Here is a 22,295-nt window from a genome sequence, read left to right as displayed (position 1 = left end):
GCACCACCTGCCGTCCGCGCGGGACGACGGGCCTGCGCGACGGGCGCGCAGGCTCAGGTGGTAATGGCCAGGACGACGGCAGCACCGCCCCGCCCGCGGGTGCGGGACGGGGACGGGAGCGTCGCGTGGCGGTGCGCCATCACGCGCCAGCCTACCGGTCGGTCGGCTGGCGCGGGGACTACTTGCGCGCGGCGACGGCGGCGAGCTCCGTCGCCACCGGGTCGTTCGTGCCGAACGGGTCGACGGGGCCGGCCTCGCCGTCGGCCGCCCGCGCGGCCCGCGCGCGCGAGAGGGCCTTCGGCGCCTCCGCCGGGTCGGCGGGGAACCGGGTGTGGTGCTCGGGGTGCTTCGCCTGGTAGTCGATCATCGCCTGCACCAGGCGCGGCTCGCTGAACCGCGGACCCCACAGCTGGACGCAGATCGGCAGGCCCGCGTTCGACGTCGTGCCGACCGGGAAGGAGACGAGCGGCCAGGAGAGGTCGTTCGCGATCTGGTTGTAGCGGCGCAGCGGCAGGCCGTCGCTCGCGTTGTCGGGGTTGCGCTTGCCGACCTCGGCGCCGATCGACATGACGAGCATGACGTCGACGCCCGCGTCGTCGAGGGCCTTCTGGTACTTCGTGATCAGCAGCCGCCGGCGGCGCTCCCCCTCGTTGCGGGCCGCGGCCGAGACGCCGTTGTTCAGCGCCGCCGACGCGGCGAACGTCGGCGCGACGCTCGCGTCCGTCGTGCCCCCGGGGCGCCGGCCGTACTGCGCGGCCAGGGCCGTCTGCACCGCCGTGGGCTGCGTGGCCGCGAACTCGGCGACCGCCTCGATGTACCGGATCTCCGCGCGGTTGGCCAGGACGACGGCGTTGCGCGGCGTCACCTCGGTCCCGTCGACGGTCTGCAGGACCGCGGGGTTGTTGTAGTACGGGTTGTCGCCGTCGAGGTAGTTGCTCTCCTCGGTGCCGTAGTCCGTGATGTCGAGGCCGCGGAACTCCTTGACGGTCGCGCCCATCGCCTCGAGCTCGGCCCGGACGCGGTCGAAGGCCGCCCGGTGGTCGGCGTCGTAGAGCGCCTGCGGCGACGCCTTCACCACCGTCGAGACGACGCCCTTCGTGGCCGGGTCGTAGACGGACTTCGTCATCCAGTCGGTCTGCGGGATGCCGATCGTCAGCCCCTTGAGGGGCTTGGATCCCTGGCGCGGAGTCATCGGCAGGACGGGGAACGGCGTCGGCGCGGCCAGCGACTGCGGGTCGTTGTCGGGGTCCGGCCCGATCAGCGCGTTCATGATCAGCGCGGCGTCGCGGCCCGAGCGGGCGAGCGGCCCCAGGACGTCGTAGGTGGCGGAGAGCGGCATGACGCCGGCCATCGATCCGAGGCCCAGCGACGGCTTGATGGCGGACGAGCCGTTGATGGCCGCCGGCCAGGTGATCGAGCCGCCGGTCTCCTCGCCGATCGCCGCGGCGGCGAGGCGGTTGATCGGGGCGGCCCCCGAGCCCTGGCTGGACCCGCCGGGCACGTAGTCCTTGTTCCACGCGTTGCCGGCGAAGGTGCCGGCGATGACGCCGGAGTACGCCGAGCAGATGCAGTGGCCCAGGAAGACGGCGCCCTGGTCGCGCAGGCGGCCGACGGCGGTGGCGTCCTCGAGCGCGACGTTCGCGTCGAAGTTGTGGGTGCCGTTCTTCGACGGCCGGCCGGCGACGCCGACGGAGTCCTTGATGCCCAGCGGGATGCCGCACAGCAGCGGGGCGGCCTCGCCGCCGGCGCGCTCGACGGCGATCCGCACGTCCGCGGCGCGGGCCTGCTCCAGCGCCTCGTCGCGGGCGATGCGGACGAACGTGTTGTAGCCGCCGTTGTCGCCGTAGACCTCGAACGGCCCGTTGAAGCGGTCGATCCGGTCGAGGTACGCCTCCGTGAGCGCGACGGCGGTGGTGTCGCCGGAGCGCAGCAGCGCGGCGAGCTCGAAGATCTCGTGGTCGACGAGCGGCTTGCCGAGCGCCTTGACGGCGGCGGCGTCGGGCAGCGGCGGCGCCGCCGCGGCGCGCACGGCGGGCGCCGCGGCGGCCTTGGCCTTCGGGGCCGCCGCGGCGGGCGAGGCGGTGGCGGCCAGGGCGGCGCCCGCGGCGCCGAGCACGCCGGCGCGGCCGAGCAGGCCGCGGCGGGACAGGCCCGCGGGCTCCGCGACGGCGGTGGTCGTCCCGCCGTCGACGGTGGTGTCGGTGATGTCGTGCATGCGGGCTCCTAGGCGTTCTTCGTGCTGCGGGCGATGCGGACGGCGCGCTTGAGCGTCGCGCGGCGGCCGTCGCGGTAGCGGACCTTGATCGTCACCGAGCCGGTCAGGCGCGAGCGGGCGCCGACGGTGCGCAGGCCGGCCGCGGACGGCTTCAGGCGCAGCGCGTACGAGCCGGGCTTCAGGCTCAGGCGGCGCTGCTGGGTGATGCGGCGGGTCACCGTCTTCGTGCGGCGGCGCGACAGCGTCTTCCGCACGCGGGCGGTCGCGTACACCTCGACGGTGGCGGGCTCGGCGAGCGTCAGGCGCACGCGGACGCCGCGGCGGCGGAAGAGCGCCGGGTTGACGCGGGCCTGCAGGGCCACGCGCGGCGGCGTCGCCGGGCGAACGGTGCCGGACGGCGGCGCGACGACGGGCACGCCGGCGGCGGGCGCCGGGCCCGTCGGCGGGTTGACGACGACGGGGTCCGGCTCGCCGGCCGTCACGGCCAGGTCCGCCAGGTCGTAGGGCAGGACGTAGGTCGAGACCTTGCCGGTCCAGCCGATGGTCAGGGGGGTCTCGGCCACGTAGCTCGCGTCCTGCGGCATGTGGCCGATCGAGTACGTGGCGGTCCAGCCGACGGTCATGTAGGGCATGGGAGGGCTCCGGGCTGTGGCCTAGCGGGGGCGGTACTCGTCGGGGAACCCGGCCTCGTGGGCGTCGGGATCGTTCGTCAGCATCGGGTCGGGGGTCAGCTCGACCGCGTCGACCTGCTTCTGGGACAGGCGCCGGCTCTTCGCGGTGATCGCGACCGTCGGGTCCTTCGGCGCCGCGCGGTGGTGCTCGGGGTGCGCGGCCTGGTAGTCGATGGCGGCCTGGATGATCTGCGGCTCCGAGAACCGCGGCCCCCAGAACTGCACCGAGATCGGCAGGCCGTCGGCGTCGCTGCCGTAGCCGGCGGGGAACGACAGCATCGGCCACGCCAGGGCGTTGGGCACCTGGTAGTAGGTGCGGTAGCGCAGGCCCGAGCTGCCGCCCGTCCGCTTCGTGATCTTCGTGCCGAAGTTCATGACGAGCATGAAGTCGACCCCGGCGGCGTCGAGCGCGGCCTGGTAGTTCGCCGCGGTCTGGCGGCGGCGGCGCTCGCCCTCGCGCCGCGCGCCGGTCGAGACGCCGCCGTACAGGGCGGTCGCCGCCGCGTACGTGACGGGCACGCCCGAGTTCGACGCGGCGTTCCCGGCGCGGCGCCCGTAGTTGCTCAGCAGCAGCGAGGCCTGACTGGCGGGGGCCGTCTTCGCGAAGTCGCCGACGGCCTTGGCGTACTTGATCTCGTACAGGTTGGAGTAGCGCACCGCCGACGACGGGCTGACGTTCGACCCGTCGACCGTCTCGAGGACGTCCGACGAGCTGAAGTACGTGTTGAGGCTCGCGTCCCGCATGTCCATGCCGGGGAAGTCGACGACCTCGGCCCCGAGCGCTTCGAGCTCGGCCCGCACGCGGTCGAACACGGCCCGGTTGTCCGCGGCGTAGAGCGCCTGCGGCGACGTGCCGGCGCCGCCGCTCCCCGTCAGCCAGTCGGTCTGGGGCACGCCGATCGTCAGGCCGGCGAGCGGCTTGGCGCCGCCGCTCGGCGTGAGGGGCAGCGCGGTGAACGGCAGGGGCGAGGACAGGGTCTGCTGGTCGCCGGACGGGTCGGCCCCCATCATCGCGTTCAGCACGACCGCCGAGTCGCGCATGGAGCGCGTGATCGGCCCGATGACGTCGTGGCCCGGCGTGAGCGGCATGACGCCCGCGCTCGAGCACGTGCCCAGCGACGGCTTGATGCCCGACGCGCCGTTGGCCGCCGACGGGAAGATGATCGATCCGCCGGTCTCCTCGCCGATGGCGCCGGCGGCCAGGCGCGCGACGGGCGCGACGCCGGAGCCCTGGCTCGATCCGCCGGGGAAGTAGTCCTTGTTCCAGGCGTTGCCGGCGAACGTGCCGGTGATCGACCCCGAGAACGCGGAGCAGATCGTGTGGCCCAGGAAGACGGCGCCCTGCTCGCGCAGCCGGGCGATCGCGGGCGGGTCCTCGTTCGCGACGTTGCCCTTGAAGGCGACCGTGCCGTTCTGCGCCGGCCGGCCCTTCAGCCCGATCGAGTCCTTCACCGCGAGCGGGATGCCGCACAGGATCGGCGCAGGCGGGCCGCCGGCGCGCGCCGCCTTCAGGCGCTCGTCCGCGGCCTTCGCGGCGGCCATCGCGTCCGCCTCGTCGATGCGGACGAACGCGTTGTAGCCGCCGTTGTCGCCGTAGACCTCGAACGCGCCGTTGAGCTTCGCGATGCGGTCGAAGTACGCCTGGGTGATCTCGACCGACGTCAGCTCGCCGGCCTGCAGCAGCGCGGCGAGCTCGACGATCTCCAGGTCGACCAGGCGCACCGTCTCCAGGCGCTCCTGCACCTCGGCGACGGACGGCAGGACCGACGAGGAGGCCTTCGCGACCGTCGTGGTCCGCGCGCCGGCCGGGGTGGAGAGGCCGCCGGCCAGGACCGCGGCGCCGACGCCGACGGCGGCGCCCTTGCCGATCAGCGCCCGGCGGCTCAGGCCGGATGAGTGGGCCGTCTCGGCGGCAGGGCGGTCGACGACGGCGTCGTCGACCGCGTCCGCGACGGCGGAGGTGTCACGCATGCAGGGGTCCTCGTGGGGAGGGGAGAGGCGGCCCGTCTCGGCGGCCCACCGGAGTACGCCGCGAACGGTAGGTCGGGGTCGCCGGGGCCCATCCTGGCCACGTGGAGCACCTGTGTTCGAACGCTTGCGACAACGGTCGGAGCCGACCGTTCGGTCGTTTCATTACCGTCCGGTCGGCGTGGGGCACGCCGCGCCCTGACGGCGGCGGAGGCCCCCGAAGCGCCCGGCCGCGGGGCCGTCGCGGGGCCGGGCGACCGACGGTCCGTCGCCCCTCCGGCGGGTCGGACATCGGTCGACGGGACGCGTGCGCGGGGGTGCGGCGCGTCCGCATCCGCATCCGCGAGCGCGAGCGCGAGCGCGGTCGGGCGGGACGGGGCGGCTTGGCGTGGAGGGGAGAGGGAAGGGGCGGCTTGGCGGGGAGGGGAGAGGTGAGAGGGCGGCTTGTCGGGGGGGGGGGGGGGGGGCGGCTTCGCGGCAAGGCGGGGCGGCTTCGCGGAGAGGTGAGGCGGCTTCGCGGTAAGGCGAGGCGACTTCGCGGAGAGGTGAGGCGGCTCGCACGGGTGAGGCGGCTTGTCGGTCGTATGTGGGCGGTATCCGCCTCGCCCGCGGTATCCGCCTCATCGGCCGCGGCAACCCGCCTCACCGCCCCCGGAGTCGGCCTCGCCAGCCGCCGAATCCGCCTCGCCCGCGGCATCCGCCTCATCGGCCGCGGCAACCCGCCTCACCGGCCCCGGAGTCGGCCTCGCCGGCCGCCGAATGCGCCTCGCGCGCGGTATCCGCCTCATCGGCTGCGGCAACCCGCCTCACCGCCCCCCCGAGTCGGCCTCGCCGGCCGCCGAATGCGCCTCGCCCGCGGCATCCGCCTCACCGCTCCCGGGAATGGGCCTCGCCCGCGGTATCCGCCTCGCCCGCGGTATCTGCCTCGCCCGCGGCAACCGCCTCACCGGCCGCGGCAACCCGCCTCACCACCGACGGGGTCGGTCTGGCCGCCCGCCGTATCCGCCTCGCCCGCGGTATCCGCCTCATCGCCCGCGGCAACCGCCTCACCGCTCCCGGGGATCGGCCTCGCTGGCGGCGGTATCCGCCTCGCCCGCGGCATCCGCCGCACCGGCCGCGGCAACCCGCCTCACCACCCCCGGAGTCGGTCTCACCGGCCGACGAATGCGCCTCGACCCCGGCATCCGCCTAACCGCCCACGGAATCGGCCTCGCCCGCGGCATCCGCCTCGCCCGCGGCATCCGCCTCGCCCGCGGCATCCGCCTCGCCGGCGGCATCCGCCTCACCGCCCGCGGCAATCGGCCTTGCCGGCCGCGGCATCCGCTTCACCCGCGCGAATCGGCCCCACCACCCCCGGCAACCCGCCTCACCGGCCGCGGCACCCCGCCCCACCCGCGGTCCCGGGCGCCGGCCCCCGCCCGCCGCCGCCCGAGCCCTACCGGCCGAGCCGCGCGCGCAGCGCGCTCGCGCAGGCGGCGTCGCGCCCGTAGACCGTCCAAGTGCCCCGCGTGCCGGCGCGGACGACCCCGGCCGGCGGCCGGGGCAGGCCGCTCCGGCCGTCGGCCTTGTCCAGGATGAACCCGCGCGCGACGCGGTCGGACGACGGCAGCAGGACCACCCGTGCGGCCTGGCCGGCGGTCATCGGCCCGACCGCGGGCGGGCGCCCCGCGTCTCCGTCGCCTCGCGGCCCGAGCGGGTCCGTCCCCAGCCACAGCAGGGTCTGGGGCACCGCCCGGTGGTTGGGCAGCGCGATGTCCAGGGCGGTCCCGCGGGCGGCGCAGGCGTCACCCGCGGCGAAGGTCGGCACGACGACGTCGCGCGTCGTCGCGCGCAGGTCGCCGATGACGCGCTGCTGCAGCGCGAGCGCGGCCTGCAGGCGATCCAGCCGCCGCGCCTGCCCCGGGGCGAAGACGACGAACGCCAGCAGGCACACGACCGCGAACGCCTGCCACGGGCGCCGCCACCGGTGGTCGTCCGACAGGCGCCGCCAGCCCAGCAGCCCCGCGGCGGCGAAGACGACGAGCAGCGTGGCGGGGAAGACGAGGTAGCGCGTCAGCAGCGGCAGGCCGGCGGCGGCGAGGACGAAGAACGCGACGCCGGCCGCGACGCCCGCGGCGACGCCCAGGACCGCGCGGCGGCGCAGGAGCGCGAGCGCCAGCACGACGCCACCGGCCGCGGCGAGGAGCACCGGCTCGCGGACGATCTCGCCCAGGCGGCGGGGCATCACCGTCACGGCCGAGCCGACGCCGGTCACGCGGTCCAGGTCGGCCGCGTTCTCCTGCGTGCCGGTCAGCGCCTGCAGCGGGTCGCCGGTCAGGACCAGGCCCTCGACGATCCACCCCAGCGGCGCCAGGAGCGCCAGGCCGACAAGCAGCGCCAGGCCGCGGACGTCCAGGCGGGCGAGCCACGCGCGCCCGCGCGGGTGGCCGGCGGGGACCGCCCCGCCCGCGCGGACCTGCCAGACGGCCAGGTAGCCGACGTAGGCCGCGGCCAGCAGCCACGCCTCGGGGCGCAGCAGTCCGGCCAGCGTGATCCACGCCAGCGTGCGGGCGCCGCCCCGCGGCCGACGGGTCTCGGCCAGCAGCGCGAGCAGCAGGAAGACGGCGTACGGCAGGTCCAGGTACGTGCGCAGGCCGTACGAGAGGACCGGCTCGCGCGTCAGCACCAGGACGGTGGCGACGACGCCGGCCGCGGTGCCGAACCACGCCTGCCCCAGCCGGAAGGCGACGACCCCGAGGGCGCCGAGCCAGAAGCACGCCAGGACGATCAGCGCCGTCTCGGCGGGGACGCCCCGGCCGCCGGCGGGGCCCGCGCCGCTCAGCGGGGTCAGGACCGCCGAGAGCAGGTCGCTCAGCGGGTGGGGGGTGGGGGAGAACAGCCGCTCCAGGTCGGGCCGCGTCCCGTCGGCCACGAGGCCGCGCATCCAGTCCAGCGACCAGGCGCTGTCGTAGTTGACGAACGCGGTGCGGCCGAACAGCAGCCACACGAGCAGCCCGAGGCCGCACGCGGCGCCCACGTGCGCCGCGATCGAGCCTGCCGTCGTGCGCCGGGAGCCGTCCATGCGGGGGGCGACGGTACCGGAGCGCGGCGCTACGCTCCGCCGCGTGAAGCCCGACGCCGTGCAGCTCCGCGTGCTCGGTGCCCTGCTCGAAAAGCAGCGCACCACCCCGGACGTCTACCCCCTGACGCTCAACGCGCTGCGGGGCGCCTGCAACCAGACGACCAACCGCGACCCCGTCGTGCAGTACGACGACGCCGAGATCCGCCACGCGCTCGACGAGCTGGGCCGTCGCCGCTGGACGCGCTCGGCCGGCGGGACGCGGGCCGCGAAGTACCGCCACCTGCTCAACGACACCCTCGGCGTCACGCCGCCCGAGCAGGCGGTCCTGGCCGTCCTGCTGCTCCGCGGGCCGCAGACCCCGGGCGAGCTGCGCACGCGCACGGAGCGGCTGCACCGCTTCGCCGACGGCGCGGAGCTCGAGGCGACGATCGACGGGCTCGTCGCGCGCGGGCTGGCCGCGCGCGTCGAGCGCCGCCCGGGCCAGAAGGAGGGCCGGATCGTCCAGCTGCTCGGCGACGCCGGCCCGCAGGAGACGCCGCTCGACGCCGGGGCGGGCGACGCCCCGGTCCCGGCCGCGGAGCGCCCGCACGCCGCGCCGCCGGCCGCCCCGGCCGACGGCGTCCTGGCGGCCCGCGTCGACGCGCTCGAGGGCGAGGTCGCGGCGCTCCGGGCGGAGCTCGCGGCCCTGCGCGCCGACCTGGGCGCGTAGCCCCCGGCCGGCGCGCGGGCGCCGCGGCACGGGCCCACCGCACGCGGTGCGGCGGACGCGGCCGCCGCGCGGGAGCGGCCCGGGCCCGACCCCGGGCCGCCGCGTAGACTCGGTGGCGGTGTCCGCCCCGTCGCTCTACCGTCGCCACCGCCCCCGCTCGTTCGACGACGTCGTCGGCCAGGAGCACGTCGTCCGCACGCTCCGCAACGCGATCGAGCAGGACAAGGTCCATCACGCGTACCTGTTCGTGGGCTCGCGCGGGACGGGCAAGACGTCGATGGCGAAGATCCTCGCCGCGTCGATGAACTGCCAGGGCGACCCCGACGCCCCGCCCGCGGAGCGGCGCCCCGGGCCGACGACGCACCCGTGCGGCCGCTGCGAGTCGTGCCGCTCGATCGCCGAGGCGACGTCGATGGACGTCGTCGAGATGGACGCCGCGTCGAACAACTCCGTCGACGACATCCGCGACCTCCGCGACGCCGTGGCCTTCGCCCCGGTCGGCGGGCGCCACAAGGTCTACATCCTCGACGAGGCGCACATGCTCTCGTCGCAGGCGTGGAACGCGTTCCTGAAGACGCTCGAGGAGCCGCCGCCGCGGACGATCTTCGTCCTGGCCACGACGGAGGCGAACAAGGTCCTGCCGACGGTCGTCGACCGCTGCCACCGCTTCGACTTCCACCGGCCGACGCCGGACCAGCTCTCCCGGGTGCTCTCGCGCGTGGCCCAGCAGGAGACGATCGGCATCGCCCCCGAGGCGATCGCGCTCGTCGCCCGTCACGCCACCGGGTCGTTCCGCGACGCGCTCGGCACGCTCGAGCAGCTCGTCACGTACGCGGGCCACGACATCACGACCGAGGACGTCCTGTCCGTCCTGGGCGTCGCCGACGCCGAGCTGCTGTTCCGCGCGCTCGACGCGGTGGGGGCGGGGGACGCCGCCGCGGCCCTCGGCGTGGCGGCGGAGCTGTCCGCCCAGGGACGCGACCTGGTGCAGGTGACGCGCGACGTCGAGGCGCACGCCCGCGCGCTGCTGCTCGTGAAGATGACCGGCGGCCTGCCGGACGAGCTGCGGATCAGCCCGGACCGCGACGCGCGCACCGTCGCCCAGGCCGGCGTGCTGTCGGGCGCGGCGATCATCCGCGTCATCGACCTGGTCGCCGCCGCGCTGTCCGCCGTCCGCGACGGCGCGGACCCGCGCACGCAGCTCGAGCTGCTGCTCGTGCGCGCGGCGCTGCCGCAGATCGACCCGCAGGCGAAGGCGCTCGCCGCGCGCATCGCCCGCCTGGAGGCCGCGGTCGCGGGCGGCGGCGAGCTGCCCGCCGCGCCGGCGGCCGCCCCGCAGGCCGCCGCGCCCGCGCCCCCGGCCGCCCCGGAGCGGCCCGCCTGGGCGCCGCCCGTCGACGGCGCGCCGTCCGCCCCGTCGCGGCCCGGGCCGGCCGACGGCGGTCCGTCCGCGGGCCCGGGGCCGTCCGCCCCGGGGGCGCCGGCCGCCTCCGCGCCGGCGTCCCCCGCGTCCGCGCCCGCCGCGTCCGCGCCCGCGCCCGCCGAACGCCCCGCGTGGGCGCCGCCCGCGCCGGACGACGGGCCGCGTGCGGCCCCGGCCGCGGCCGCCCGCCCCGCGTGGGCGCCGCCGGCCCCGGAGGACGGGCAGCGCGCCGCGGTCGCCACGCCGCCGCGTCCCGCCGAGCCCGCCTCGCGGCCGGCGTCGTCGCCCGCTCCCGCGCCCCAGGCCGACCCCGCGCCCGCATGGGACTCCACGCGCGCGCCCGCGTGGGACTCGACGCCCGCGCCGGCCCCGTCCGCCCCGGCGCTCGCGCCCGACCGCTCCCCGACGCCCGACCCCGGCGGCTGGGGCGACCCCGAGGGGGCCGCACCCCAGCCCGAGCGGGCACCGCAGCCGGACCCGACCCCGGCCCCCAGCACGCCGCCCGACGCGTGGGCGGCTGACGACGGCGCGCCGGCCGCCGCGCCCGCCGGCTCGGCCCCCTCACCCGCACCCGACCCGCCGGCGCCTGAGCCCCGGGCGCCCGAGCCGGCCGCGGCCGAGCCGGCCGCCGCGCGCCCGTCCCTGGGCGTCAGCGCGTCCGACGTCGACGAGCTCCTGCCGACGCTGGCCGACCAGATGCCGGGCAACGCCGTCCGGGCCGCGCTCGGCCAGGCGCAGACCGTGTCCGTGCAGGGCACCGACCTCGTCCTGGGCGTGCCGGCCGGGAAGGGCTCGTCCGCGCGCCTGCTCAACCGCGACGACGCGAAGGACGCGCTGGCGTCCGCGCTCGAGGAGCTCCTCGGCGTGCGCTTCGTCATCCGGGCCGAGGAGCGCGCGGGCCTCGAGGCCCCCGAGGAGGCCGTGCTGCCCGAGGCCGAGCTCGTGCGCCGCGTGCTGCAGGAGTTCGAGGCCGAGGAGCTCACGGCCGCCGAGACGTCCACCGACGCGGCGCCCGCCGCGGAGGCCACCACCCCGACCGACGGAGACCGCTGATGCGCCAGCCGAACGTGCAGCAGATGATGAAGCAGGTCCAGAAGATGCAGCAGACGATGGCTGCGGAGCAGGAGAAGCTGAAGGACGAGGAGCTCGAGGTCACCGCCGGCGGCGGCATGGTCACCGTGAAGATCACGGGCGCGCTCGAGGTCCGCTCCGTGACCATCGACCCCGAGGCGATCGACCCCGAGGACGCGGAGCTGCTGCAGGACACCGTCACCGCGGCCGTCAACCAGGCGATCCGCGAGTCGCAGGAGCTGGCCGAGAAGCGCCTGGGCGGCCTGACCGGCGGCATGGACCTCGGCGCCCTCGGCCTGGGCGGGATGGGCCTCTAGCCCTTGCAGCCGGCCCCGATCGAGCGCCTGACGGCCGCGTTCTCGCGGCTGCCGGGCATCGGCCCGCGCACCGCGCAGCGGCTGACGTACCACGTGCTCTCGCGCCCCGACGACGAGGCGCGGGCGCTCGCGGCCGCCCTGATCGAGGTGAAGGAGCGGATCGGGGCCTGCCGGATCTGCTTCAACCTCGCCGAGGGCGACCGCTGCGTGATCTGCGAGGACGCGCGCCGCGACCCGACGGTGATCTGCGTCGTGGAGGGCCCGGCGGACGTGCTGCCCGTCGAGCGCACCCACGAGTTCCGCGGGCGCTACCACGTGCTCGGCGGGGCGCTCTCCCCCGTCGACGGGGTCGGGCCGGGCGACCTGCACCTGGACGAGCTGTACCGGCGCGTCCTGGAGGGCGATCCGGACGACCCGGTGGCCCCGCTGCCGGGCGCCCCGGGGGGCAGTCCGGTGCGCGAGGTCGTCGTGGCGACGAACCCCACGACGTCGGGCGAGGCGACCGCGCTGCACGTCGCCCACGAGCTGCGTCAGCGCGCGCCGGACGTCACCGTCACCCGCCTGGCGTCCGGCCTGCCGGTCGGCGCCGACCTGGAGCACGCGGACGAGGTCACCCTCGGCCGGGCGTTCGCCGGCCGCCGGGCGCTCTGAGCGCACGGCGGCCCGGCGTCCTCAGGCCGTCGCCGTCGCGGGCGACAGCCGATCGCCGGCGCGACGCGTCGGGGCGCGGCCTATCCTCCCGCCGATGCGTGATGCGTGGCGGACGGCCGGGATCGTCGGAGCGGTGGCCTGCGGGCTGCTCGCGGCCGGTCCTCCGGCCGCCGGCGCCGCCTCCGTGGGCGGGCCGGGCGACCGCGCCTGCACGCAGGTCGACCACTCGAGCTCGGCGCGGCTGCGGCGCGCGGCGGTCGCCCTGCCGCCGGCCTCTCCGTGGAGCACGGCACGGGGAAGCAGCCTCCGCGCGGCGCTCGTCACGGCCTCCCGCGGCCGGCTGCTGCTCTGCGTCGCCACCGGGTTCCGCGACCGGCGCCGCGCCCTGGCCACGGGGATCCGCGTGCGACGGGCCGACGCCCTGCGTGCCGTGGCGGTCGCGGACCCGTGGGTCGCGTGGGCGGTGCGGCGCCCGGGGGCCCCGAGCACCACGGTGCGCTGGCGGCGCATCGACGGCGGCGGCACGGTCGTCCGGCGCGTGCCCGGCACGGTGCGGCGCCTCGTCGCGACGACGGACGGGCGGGTGGTCGCGCAGACGGCGACGTCCGGCGCCGGCCGGTTCGTCGTGCTGCGCCGCACCGCCGCGGCCCAGCCGGTGCCCGCCGGCCGCCTCGACGCGCGGCTGGCGCGCACGGGGCAGATCGTGCAGTGGTCGCCGACGACCGTCGCGCTCGTGCCGGCGCGCGCCGGACGGCCGGTCGACGTGCTGCCGCTCGACCTGGACCGCGGCCGCGCGCGGGCGACGTGCGAGGCGCCGGACCGCGACGGCGTCGGGCGCGCGACGACCGACGCCGTGGACGTTCGCGTGCTGAACGCCGCGGTCTGGGCCGCGGGCTCCGTCTCGGCGCAGTCCGGGCTCGACGTCTGTGCGCCGGACGGGCGGCGCCTGCGCAGCCTGTTGCTGCGCTCCGACCGCGTCGACCACCACGCCGACGGCGAGGAGGGGGCCGTGGCGGCGGTCGCCGTCGGTCCGGCCGTCGTCCTCGAGGCGACGTGGCGACGCGGCACCTCGGGCTCGGGCACCGAGGCGACCCGCGCCCGGCGGGTGCTGGTGCGCGCGGCGGACGGCACGGTGCGGGACGAGCGGGCGACGCTCGCCGTGGTGGGGCCCGGCACGGCCGCGTTCGTCGCCGGCGGGCGGCTGTGGGTCGCCGACGCGGCCGGCCTGCGCGCCGTCGCCACGACGCTGCCGCTCACGACGGTCAACACCGCCCTGTACCTGACCGGCGACGGGCTGCGGGTGCGCGCGCCCGAGGGCGAGCTGCGCGTGCCGCTGACCCCCGCGGCGGCGTCCGGCGCGGGCGAGCCGCCGCGCGGGCTGCGGGTCGACGACCTCTGCCCGAAGGACTACGACGTCTACGGGTTCGCCTGCGCCGGTGCGCCGGGCTCCCCGCCGCCGGTGGAGTCGCAGCCCGACCCCGACGCGCCGCCCGCCGCGGGTGTCGTGCCGGCCGCGCCGGCCGGCCCCGCCGCCGGCTGACCCGGTCGCGCCGCGGGGGCCCGACCGGCCGGGGCGTCGGCCGGGCCGCCGAGCGCCGTGGGGCACCCGGCGGTCGGCGTCTTCACGCCGTCGCCGTCGCGGGCGACCAGCCGATCGCCGGCGCCACGTGCCGCACGACCGCCTCGAGCAGCCGCGCGTTGTGCTCCACGCCGAGCTGGTTCGGCACCGTCAGCAGGATCGTGTCCGCCTCGCGCACCGCGCGGTCGCGGGCCAGCTCGGCCGCGATGACGTCGGGCTCGCCCGTGTAGGTGCGGCCGAAGCGCGAGAGCGCCCCGTCCAGATGCCCGACCTGGTCCGCCCCGCCGTCGCGGCCGAAGAGCCGGCGGTCGGTGTCGTCGAGGATCGGGATGACGCTGCGCGAGACGGAGACGCGCGGCTCGCGCTTCCAGCCCGCGGCGTCCCACGCCTCGCGGAACGCGTGGATCTGCGACGCCTGCAGCTCGTCGAACGGCACGCCGGTCTCCTCGAGCAGCAGCGTCGAGCTCATCAGGTTCATCCCCTCGCGGCCGGCCCAGACGGCCGTGTCGCTGGAGCCCGAGCCCCACCAGATGCGGTCCTCCAGCCCCGGCGAGCGCGGCTGGATCGCCAGCGTCGCCTCGGACGGCGCGCCGCCCACGTCGGCGCGGACGACGCCGGCGCCCGCGATCGCCTGCCGGAACAGGGACGTCTTCGCGCGCGCCACGTCCGCGGCGGTCGCGCCCTCGGGCGGCACGTAGCCGAACGCCTCGCTGCCGCGGTACGCGGGCTCCGGCGACCCCCGGCTGACGCCGAGCTGCAGCCGCCCGCGCGAGAGCAGGTCGGCCGTGGCGGCCTCCTCCGCCATGTACAGCGGGTTCTCGTAGCGCATGTCGATGACGCCGGTGCCGAGCTCGATGCGGCTCGTGCGGGCCGCCATCGCGGCGAGCAGCGGGAACGGCGCGGCGATCTGTCGCGCGAAGTGGTGCACGCGCACGTACGCGCCGTCGACGCCGAGCTCCTCGGCCGCGACGGCCAGCTCGACGGTCTGCTGCAGGCTGTCCGCGGCGGTGGGGGTGCGCGACCCCGGCGCCGCCTGCCAGTGGCCGAAGGAGAGGAAGCCCAGGCGCTTGCGGTGGGCGGTGCCGCGCGGCACGGGCGGGTCGGAGGAGGTCGACATCGTGCCTCCATGGTTGCGCGCGCACCCACCGGGGTCCATTGGGACTGACGATCCGCCCCCTGACGACGCCAGAAGAGGACCGGAGTCCGCTTGCGGCGCACGGGGCTCGGCCGGGCCGACCCCGTAGGATCGGGGCCGCGCATGAGCACCCCCACGATCCCGAGCGTCAACGGCACGGCCACCGACACGGTCGTCATGAAGTTCGGCGGCACCTCGGTCGCCGACGCCGGGCGCATCAAGCGCGCGGCCGCCCGGATCGTGAAGAAGCGCGAGGCCGGCCAGCGCGTCGTCGTCGTGCTGTCGGCCCGCGGCAAGGAGACGGACCGCCTGATCGCGGACGCCCTCGAGATCTCCGACCGGCCCGCCCCGCGCGAGATGGACATGCTCCTCTCGACCGGCGAGCGCGTCTCCTGCGCCCTCGCGGCGATGGCGATCAACGACCTGGGCCACCAGGCGATCTCGCTCACCGGCTCGCAGGCCGGCATCGTCACCGACACGTCGCACACGAAGGCGCGGATCCTCGACGTCCGCGCCGACCGCATCCTCGAGGCGCTCGACCAGGACCGCATCGTCCTCGTCGCCGGCTTCCAGGGCGTCTCGACGGCGAAGGACGTCACGACGCTCGGCCGCGGCGGCTCCGACACGACCGCCGTCGCCCTGGCCGCCGCCGTCGGCGCCGACGTCTGCGAGATCTACACCGACGTGCCCGGCGTCTTCAGCGCCGACCCGCGCGTGGAGCCGCACGCGAAGAAGCTCGACGTCGTCTCGTTCGAGGAGATGCTCGAGATGTCGTCCTCCGGCGCCGGCGTGCTGCAGCTGCGCTCCGTCGAGTACGCCCGCACGCACGGGGTGCGCATCCACTGCCGCTCGAGCTTCGACGACGTGCCCGGCACCTGGGTCGTCTCCGAGGCCGAGGCCGAGGCCGCCAACGCCCCGCGCACCGCCGACAACACGAAGGAGAACAAGGTGGAGAACCCGCTCATCACCGCCGTGACGCACTCGACGGTCGAGGCGCGGATCACCCTGGCGGGCGTCCCGGACACCCCCGGCGCCGCCGGGCAGATCGCGACCGCGCTCGCCGACAAGGGCGTCAACGTCGACATGATCATCCAGAACGAGCCGCCGCAGGACGGCGCGCGGGCGGACATGTCGTTCACGGTCCCGCGCGACGACGTCCGCGCGGCCGAGGAGGCGCTCGCGCCCGTCGTCAGCGACCTCGGCATCCGCGAGCTGCGGACCGAGCCCGAGATGGGCAAGGTCTCCATCGTCGGCGCCGGCATGAAGACGCACCCCGGCGTCGCGGCGCAGGTCTTCACCGTCCTCGGCGAGCACGGCATCAACATCGAGATGATCTCGACGTCGCCGATCCGCATCTCGTGCGTGGTCCCGGGCGCCCAGGTGCCCGAGGCGGTCCGCGCGCTGCACGGCGCGTTCGGCCTGTCGGGGGAGGACACGATCCGCCCCGAGCAGCCGTTCGGCGAGTTCTCCTGAGCGGCCGCGGCGCCCCGGGCGACCCGGGCGCCGCACCGCCCCACGGGGCGGCGACTCCCCGCATCGGGGTCGCGCCCCGCCTGCTCTAGCGTTCGGGGTGATGCAGCCCGACCTGAGTCCCGAGGACGCCGAGCGCCTGGACACGCTCCTCCGCGCGATCGAGGAGCTCGACCCCGACGCCGAGCTGCCCGGCGGCGCGTCGACGGAGGCGCTCGACGCCGCCGAGCGCGGCCTCGGCCGTCCGCTCCCCGCCCAGCTGCGGGAGTGGTACCGCACGATCGGCGGCGGGGCCGTCCTGGCCGGGGGCAACCTGCGCACCTTCGCCGTCGTCAAGGAGCGCGGCGTCGCCGGCCCGTACCTGGCGACCGCCCGCAACGCCCTGCGCTCGCGCGAGTGGTTCGTCCCGGCCGAGGTCATCCCGTTCGGCTTCGACGGCGGCGGCGACGTCTTCGGCGTCTGGTCCCCGGCCGACCCCGACCCGGACGCCCCGGCCCGTCCGCTCGTCGTGCTGATCGGCGCGGGCGACGGGGCCGAGGACGTCCCCTCCTGCGCCGTGGTGGGGGAGGACCTCTACGCCTTCCTCACCGGCTGGCTGGCGCACTACGTCTATCCGGCCCACGAGGACGTGGCGGAGGAGGTGCAGGACCTGCTCGGTCTGCCCCTCGACCTGCAGGGCGACCCCGAGGAGATCGCCCGCAGCGTCGGCGCGCACCTGCAGGCCACCCTCCGCTGGGCCAGCCCGTCGCTGCCCGAGCTGACGTACGACCCGGACAAGGGCTGGCCGCTCAGCGTCGACGACGTGCGCGAGATCGCCACCGCGCCCTGGTGACGCGGACGGGCGTCGGCGCCGCCGGCCGCCCGGGACGACGACGCTCGGCGCGGCGGCCGGGCTGGTGGTGGGCGGGGGAGGGGCCGGTGCCGCGACCCGGCCCGGGCGCTCAGCGCAGGCGGCTGGAGATGCCGGCCTCGGGGCGGGCGCGGGAGACCTCGTCCTCGGTGCGCCAGTTCGTCATGACGCCGACCATGATCTCGCCGAGGCCGATGACGATGTGGAAGGCCATCGCGCCGGTCTCCTCGGTGTAGCCGAACACGAACGGCGCGACGACGAGGACGACGCCGACGCCGACGTCGAGCATGGCGTGGGTGCGGAGCGGGATCAGCTTGACGAGCGACTGGCGCCACTTCGTGGAGCCGCCGACGAGCAGGGTGACGACGCCGGCCGCCACGCTGACGATCGTCGCCGCGTCGTTGTCGTCGTAGCCGAGGATCCAGGGGAAGGCGATCAGCACGATCGCGATGAACGGCTCGGCCGTGGCGTGGAGGGAGACGGGGATGGGTCGCATGGGCCCTGCCTACCCCGGGTCGACCGGGGGAAACCCGTGGGTGCGCGGCGTACGCGCGCGGCGGCGCCAGGCGGACGCGGCCGGGACGGGGTGGGCGGACGGATCCCCGTACCCTTCGGGGCATGAGCAGCGACGGGTATCGCATCGCGGTGGTGGGCGCCACCGGCCAGGTCGGCGGCGTCCTCCTCGACGAGCTCGGCGTGCCGAACGACGGCACCCGGGTCGGCGCGGCGGCGCCGACGAAGGACGGCGGCACGCCCGCCGGGGCGTCGCTGCCGATCCGCGAGATCGTGCCGTTCGCGTCGGCGCGCTCCGCCGGCACGCAGCTGCGCGGCATGACGGTCCAGGAGCTGACGGAGGAGAGCATCCAGGGCTTCGACCTGGCCGTCTTCTCCGCCGGCGGCGGCACGAGCCGCGAGTGGGCGCCGAAGTTCGCCCGGGCCGGCGCGGTCGTCGTCGACAATTCGTCGGCGTGGCGCATGCACGACGACGTGCCGCTCGTCGTCTCCGAGGTCAACCCCGAGGCCCTCGACGGCCACCGCGGCATCGTCGCCAACCCGAACTGCTCGACGATGCAGCTCATGGTGGCGCTGCGGCCGATCCAGCAGGCCGCCGGGATCGAGCGCCTGGTCGTCTCCACCTACCAGGCCGTCTCCGGCACCGGCAAGGCCGCGGTCGACGAGCTGCTGGAGGAGTCCCGGGCGGTCCTCGACGGCAGCGAGCCGCCGGCGCCGCGCTCGTACGCGCACCGCATCGCCTTCAACGCGCTGCCGCACGCCGGTTCGTTCGTCGACGACCACACGGACGAGGAGCTCAAGCTCGTCAACGAGACGCGCAAGATCCTCGGCGACGACACGATCCGCGTGTCCGCGACCTGCGTCCGCGTGCCGGTGATCAACGGGCACTCCGAGACCTGCAACGTCGAGACGCGCGCGCCGCTCGAGCCGGACGAGGCGCGCGAGCTGCTGGAGCGCGCCCCGGGCGTCGAGGTGCGCGACGACCCGCAGGCGGGCGTCTACCCGATGGCGATCGACGCGGACGGCCGCGCCGACGTGCTCGTCGGCCGCATCCGCCGGGACCGCGGCAACGACCGGGCGCTCGACCTGTTCGTCGTCGGCGACAACCTGCGCAAGGGCGCCGCGACGAACACGATCCAGCTGGCCGTCGTGCTGCACGAGCGCGGCCTGGTGCGGCCGACGCCCGCCGAGCAGGTCCCGGCGCTCTAGCCCGGCCGTCCGCGTCCGCCGTCGTCCGGCGGGCGCGCGGCCGGTACGGTTGCGGCGTGGCCCGCACCGACATCACGCCCGAAGTCCTCCAGCGCCGTCGCGAGGCCCTGACGCAGGTCCGCCAGTGGGGCGACCCGGCGCTCAAGGCCGTCGCGAAGCCCGTCGACGAGATCGACGCGGACCTCGTCGGCGAGGCCCGGCGCCTGATCACGATCATGGACGCCGCGCTCGGCGCCGGCCTGGCGGCGACGCAGGTCGGCATCCTGCGCCGCTACTTCGTCTACCACGAGGGCGACGAGGTGCTCGGCGCCGCGACCGCCCTGGTCAACCCGGTCGTCGAGTGGTCGTCCGAGGAGACGGACGTCGAGACCGAGGGCTGCCTGTCCCTCGAGGGCGTCTGGGTGCCGGTCGAGCGGCCCGTCGCCGTCCGCGTCCGCGGCCTGGACCTGAGCTCCCGCGAGCACGTGATCGAGGCCAGCGGCCCCCTCGCCCGGCGGCTGCAGCACGAGATCGACCACCTCGACGGGGTGCTCATGATCGACCGGACGAGCAAGGAGCAGCGCAAGGCCGCGCTCCGCGCGCTGCGCGAGGGGCGGCCGATGGAGCCGCCGGCCGAGGACTTCGAGGTCGACTGAGGCCGACCGGCCGCGCGGGGCGGACCCCCCGCGCGGGCGGGGCGTCAGCCGCGGACGTCCAGGACGACCTTGCCGGTCGCCCCGCGGCCGTCGATGAGGGCCAGCGCGTCCGCGGCCCGGTCCAGCGGGAAGCGCTCGCCGACGAGCGGCCGCACGAAGCCGTCCTCGATCAGGCGCTGGATCTCGGCGCCGATCTGTCGGTTCACCTCGGGCTTGGCCATCGCGTAGGCGCCCCAGCCCGCGCCGACGACCTCGGTGTTGTTCAGCAGCAGGCGGTTGACCTTCACCTCGGGGATCGACCCGCCCGTGAACCCGACGACGACGAGTCGCCCGCCCTCGCCCAGGCAGCGCAGGCTGTCGGTGAACCGGTCGCCGCCGACGGGGTCGATCACCAGGTCGACGCCGCCGGGCACGAGCTCCTTCACGCGGTCCTTCCACCCGGCGTCGGCGCGCACGACCTCGTCGGCGCCGGCCTCGCGCGCGACGCGCTCCTTCGCGTCGGACGAGACGACGGCGATCGTCGTCGCGCCCAGGCCCTTCGCCACCTGCAGGGTCGCGGTGCCGACCCCGCCGGCGGCCCCGTGCACGAGCACCGTCTCGTTCGGCGCCAGGCGCCCGCGGGTGACGAGCGAGAAGTAGGCCGTGTGGGAGTTCAGGACGAGCCCGGCGCCCTGCGCGAAGTCGAGGGCGTCCGGCAGCGCGAAGGTCAGGTGCGCCGGCGCGACCGCGGTCTCGGCGAAGCCGCCGAGCAGGCACAGCGCCGCGACGCGGTCCCCGGCGCGCACGGGCGCGTCGTCCGGCGCGCTGCGGACCACGCCGGCCACCTCGCTGCCGGGCACGAACGGCAGCGGCGGCTTCAGCTGGTACTCGCCGCGCGTCTGCAGCACCTCGGGGAAGGAGACGCCCGCGGCGTGCACCTCGATCACCACGCCGCTGCCGGGCGTGAGGGGGTGGCTCGCGGCCGGGTCGGGCTCGGGCAGCTCGACGGCCTGCAGCGCGGTCGCGGGGCCGGTGAGCTCGGTGATCTGGAGCGCCTTCATGGGCGCGACGCTACCCCATGCCCCCGGCGGCGCGGACGCCGTCGCGGGGCGCGGGGCCGGTCAGCGCCGCGTGCGCCGCGCCAGGCGCGCGCCGGACGCGCTCACGATCGTGCGGCCGGCGGCGGGGCGGTGCGCCAGCCGGACGACCAGGCGGCGGCTCGCGGTCCGGCGCAGCAGCGCCCGGCCGGCCCGGGTGGGGCGCACGCGCACGCGGCGGTCGGCGCCCGCGCGGATCCGCAGGCGGGTCGCGCCCAGGACGCGGCCACGCGACGTCCCCAGCCGCAGCTCGACCGTCAGGCGGCCGGCCGGCAGGCCCGTCGCGCTCGTCGCGACGAAGCTGCCCTGCTCGAGCCGTCGCCGGCCGAGCCGGGCGGCGGCGCGGCGCAGACGGACGGCGAGCGCACGGACGCGGGTCCGCGCGGTCGCGGCGGTCGCGGGCGTGGGAAGGGGCTGCTGCCCCGGCGGCGGCGTCGTCGCGAGGGGATCCGGCAGCGGGTCGGCGGCGTCGCTGCCGCCCGGCGTCGGGGCGCTGAGCGGCACCCGGTAGATCGTCGCGCCCGCCCCGTCCTGGGCGACGAGCAGGTCGCGACCCACCGCCACGGCCACGCGCAGGCGGCCCAGGTCCGCCAGGTGCGTGCCCTGGTCGAACACCGCGCCGGCCCGCACGTCGAAGCGGTGCAGCTGGGTACCGGCGAGGAACGGCGCGTAGAGCGAGCCGTCGCCGCCGACCGCCACGTCGCCCGGCGCCCACGGCGGGCGGTCCCCGGCGACGGCCACGGGGGCGATCGTCCCGGGCGCCGCGCCCGGCCCCGACACGGTCGGCCAGCCGTAGTCGCCGCCGCGCACGATCAGGTTCAGCTCGTCCCGCCCGGACTGCCCGTTCCCGCCCGGGTACTGCGGCCCGTGCTGCTCGCCCGTGGGGCCGTGCTCGGTCTCCCACAACCGGCCGGCGGCGTCGAACGCGAGCCCCTGCGGGTGGCGGTGCCCGAGCGACCACACGTAGCGGCCGGCGTCGCCGCGGCCCGCGAACGGGTTGTCGGCCGGCACGCCGAGCTCCGTCTCGGTGCCGGGCGCCGAGAAGCGCAGCACCTTGCCGTTGAGCGACCCGAGGTCCCGCGGCCGGGACGGCTGGTGGATGTCGCCGGTGGTGACGTACAGCGCGCCGTCGGGACCGAAGACCATCCGGCCGCCGTCGTGGTTGCCGTCGGACCCGATGCCGGAGAACACCCGACGGTCGACCACGAACCGCCCGCCCGCGGAGCGCAGCCGCCAGACGCCGTTCGTCCCGTTCTCGGGCCCGCTCCCGTCGCGGTCCTCCGCACGCGAGACGTACAGGTAGGCCAGCCCGTTGCGGGCGAAGTCGGGGTGCAGCGCCAGGCCGAGGAACTTGCGCACGTCGCCCGCGACGTCGGCCGCGCGCAGCACGGGTTCGGCCTGCAGCGCCCCCGCGGCGTCGATGACGCGGATCGTCCCGCCCCGCTCGACGACGAAGGTGCGGCCGTCGGGGGCGGGGGCGATCTCCCACGGCACGTTCAGCCCCGTCGCCACGGGCACGGGCGGCCCGACGGGCACGGCGCCGGCGGCGGCCGGCAGCGTCAGGGCCAGGCCCGCGAGCACCGCGGCGAGCGGCGCGCACGCGCGGCACGGGCCGGTCCGGGTGCGGACCTCGGCGGACGGACGGTGGACGTGGGGGAGCGCCATGCTGCATGCTCCCACGGCCCACGCCCGCCACCGGCCGCCGACGATGGTGGGGATATCCCCCGCCCGTCCGGCCGCAG

At 76.8% G+C, this 22,295-nt stretch carries 17 protein-coding genes; 9 read left to right on the top strand and 8 right to left on the bottom strand.

Translation table 11 applies throughout. From position 1 onward, the window contains the following. Positions 1-178: 178 nt before the first annotated feature. The 4 genes from J3P29_RS14815 to J3P29_RS14800 form a co-directional block, all read right to left on the bottom strand. Positions 179-2,215, bottom strand: coding sequence for an amidase (locus J3P29_RS14815; protein ID WP_246851932.1), 2,037 nt, complete (start codon positions 2,213-2,215; stop codon positions 179-181). 8 nt (positions 2,216-2,223) lie between these two features. After that, positions 2,224-2,847: a hypothetical protein gene (locus J3P29_RS14810; RefSeq protein WP_210494495.1), complete on the bottom strand. Its 624-nt coding sequence runs from the start codon at positions 2,845-2,847 to the stop codon at positions 2,224-2,226. Between the two features lie 21 nt (positions 2,848-2,868). After that, entirely contained in the window at positions 2,869-4,857 is a 1,989-nt protein-coding gene (locus J3P29_RS14805; RefSeq protein ID WP_210494493.1) for an amidase, read from the bottom strand. Between the two features lie 1,432 nt (positions 4,858-6,289). Continuing rightward, positions 6,290-7,915: a hypothetical protein gene (locus tag J3P29_RS14800; RefSeq protein ID WP_210494491.1), complete on the bottom strand. Its 1,626-nt coding sequence runs from the start codon at positions 7,913-7,915 to the stop codon at positions 6,290-6,292. Here J3P29_RS14800 and J3P29_RS14795 point away from each other — a divergent pair. The 5 genes from J3P29_RS14795 to J3P29_RS14775 all read left to right on the top strand — a co-directional run bounded on the left by J3P29_RS14795 (position 7,914) and on the right by J3P29_RS14775 (position 13,626). After that, positions 7,914-8,624, top strand: coding sequence for a YceH family protein (locus tag J3P29_RS14795; protein ID WP_246852212.1), 711 nt, complete (start codon positions 7,914-7,916; stop codon positions 8,622-8,624). The two genes, J3P29_RS14800 and J3P29_RS14795, sit on opposite strands and share 2 nt — an antisense overlap. 118 nt (positions 8,625-8,742) lie before the next feature. Further along, the gene (gene dnaX / locus J3P29_RS14790) at positions 8,743-11,100 is read left to right on the top strand and encodes a DNA polymerase III subunit gamma/tau (protein ID WP_210494487.1); all 2,358 of its coding nucleotides are present in this window, start codon (positions 8,743-8,745) and stop codon (positions 11,098-11,100) included. Further along, a complete protein-coding gene (locus J3P29_RS14785) occupies positions 11,100-11,435 on the top strand; it encodes a YbaB/EbfC family nucleoid-associated protein (protein WP_210494485.1) in 336 nt (111 codons plus the stop codon). The genes dnaX and J3P29_RS14785 overlap by 1 nt, the downstream gene beginning before the upstream one ends. A gap of 3 nt (positions 11,436-11,438) precedes the next feature. Next, positions 11,439-12,086 carry a recombination mediator RecR gene (locus J3P29_RS14780; protein WP_210494483.1) on the top strand — a complete coding sequence of 216 codons (648 nt, stop codon included), beginning with the start codon at positions 11,439-11,441 and terminating at the stop codon, positions 12,084-12,086. A 94-nt stretch (positions 12,087-12,180) separates the two neighbouring features. Continuing rightward, complete coding sequence (locus J3P29_RS14775) at positions 12,181-13,626, top strand: hypothetical protein (protein ID WP_210494481.1); 1,446 nt, start codon at positions 12,181-12,183, stop codon at positions 13,624-13,626. Positions 13,627-13,708: 82 nt separating this feature from the next. Here the strand turns inward: J3P29_RS14775 and J3P29_RS14770 are convergent, their stop codons facing one another. Beyond that, positions 13,709-14,782, bottom strand: coding sequence for an LLM class flavin-dependent oxidoreductase (locus J3P29_RS14770; RefSeq protein WP_210494479.1), 1,074 nt, complete (start codon positions 14,780-14,782; stop codon positions 13,709-13,711). Between the two features lie 141 nt (positions 14,783-14,923). On the opposite strand from J3P29_RS14770, the gene J3P29_RS14765 reads away from it, so the two are divergent. Together J3P29_RS14765 and J3P29_RS14760 are read left to right on the top strand one after the other, a co-directional pair. Next, a complete protein-coding gene (locus J3P29_RS14765; RefSeq protein ID WP_246851931.1) occupies positions 14,924-16,273 on the top strand; it encodes an aspartate kinase in 1,350 nt (449 codons plus the stop codon). Between the two features lie 100 nt (positions 16,274-16,373). Then, positions 16,374-17,102: an SMI1/KNR4 family protein gene (locus J3P29_RS14760; RefSeq protein WP_210494477.1), complete on the top strand. Its 729-nt coding sequence runs from the start codon at positions 16,374-16,376 to the stop codon at positions 17,100-17,102. A 109-nt stretch (positions 17,103-17,211) separates the two neighbouring features. On the opposite strand, the gene J3P29_RS14755 is transcribed toward J3P29_RS14760, so the two are convergent. Further along, positions 17,212-17,616 carry an SPW repeat protein gene (locus J3P29_RS14755; protein WP_210494475.1) on the bottom strand — a complete coding sequence of 135 codons (405 nt, stop codon included), beginning with the start codon at positions 17,614-17,616 and terminating at the stop codon, positions 17,212-17,214. Positions 17,617-17,738: 122 nt separating this feature from the next. On the opposite strand from J3P29_RS14755, the gene J3P29_RS14750 reads away from it, so the two are divergent. Continuing rightward, on the top strand, positions 17,739-18,842 hold the full coding sequence (locus J3P29_RS14750; RefSeq protein WP_210494473.1) for an aspartate-semialdehyde dehydrogenase: 1,104 nt from the start codon (positions 17,739-17,741) through the stop codon (positions 18,840-18,842). Between the two features lie 56 nt (positions 18,843-18,898). Beyond that, positions 18,899-19,477: a peptide deformylase gene (gene def / locus J3P29_RS14745; protein WP_349239854.1), complete on the top strand. Its 579-nt coding sequence runs from the start codon at positions 18,899-18,901 to the stop codon at positions 19,475-19,477. A gap of 44 nt (positions 19,478-19,521) precedes the next feature. Here the strand turns inward: def and J3P29_RS14740 are convergent, their stop codons facing one another. Together J3P29_RS14740 and J3P29_RS14735 are read right to left on the bottom strand one after the other, a co-directional pair. Further along, positions 19,522-20,517, bottom strand: a complete 996-nt coding sequence (locus J3P29_RS14740; RefSeq protein ID WP_210494464.1) for an NADPH:quinone oxidoreductase family protein — start codon at positions 20,515-20,517, stop codon at positions 19,522-19,524. A gap of 60 nt (positions 20,518-20,577) precedes the next feature. Then, complete coding sequence (locus tag J3P29_RS14735) at positions 20,578-22,218, bottom strand: PQQ-dependent sugar dehydrogenase (RefSeq protein ID WP_210494461.1); 1,641 nt, start codon at positions 22,216-22,218, stop codon at positions 20,578-20,580. Positions 22,219-22,295: the final 77 nt, after the last annotated feature.

It is taken from the genome of Patulibacter sp. SYSU D01012 (assembly GCF_017916475.1).
In the GTDB taxonomy this organism is placed as follows: Bacteria; Actinomycetota; Thermoleophilia; order Solirubrobacterales; family Solirubrobacteraceae; genus Patulibacter.
The sequence above is the reverse complement of the archived record's forward strand: the minus strand, read 5'-3'. Positions and strand labels throughout refer to the sequence as shown.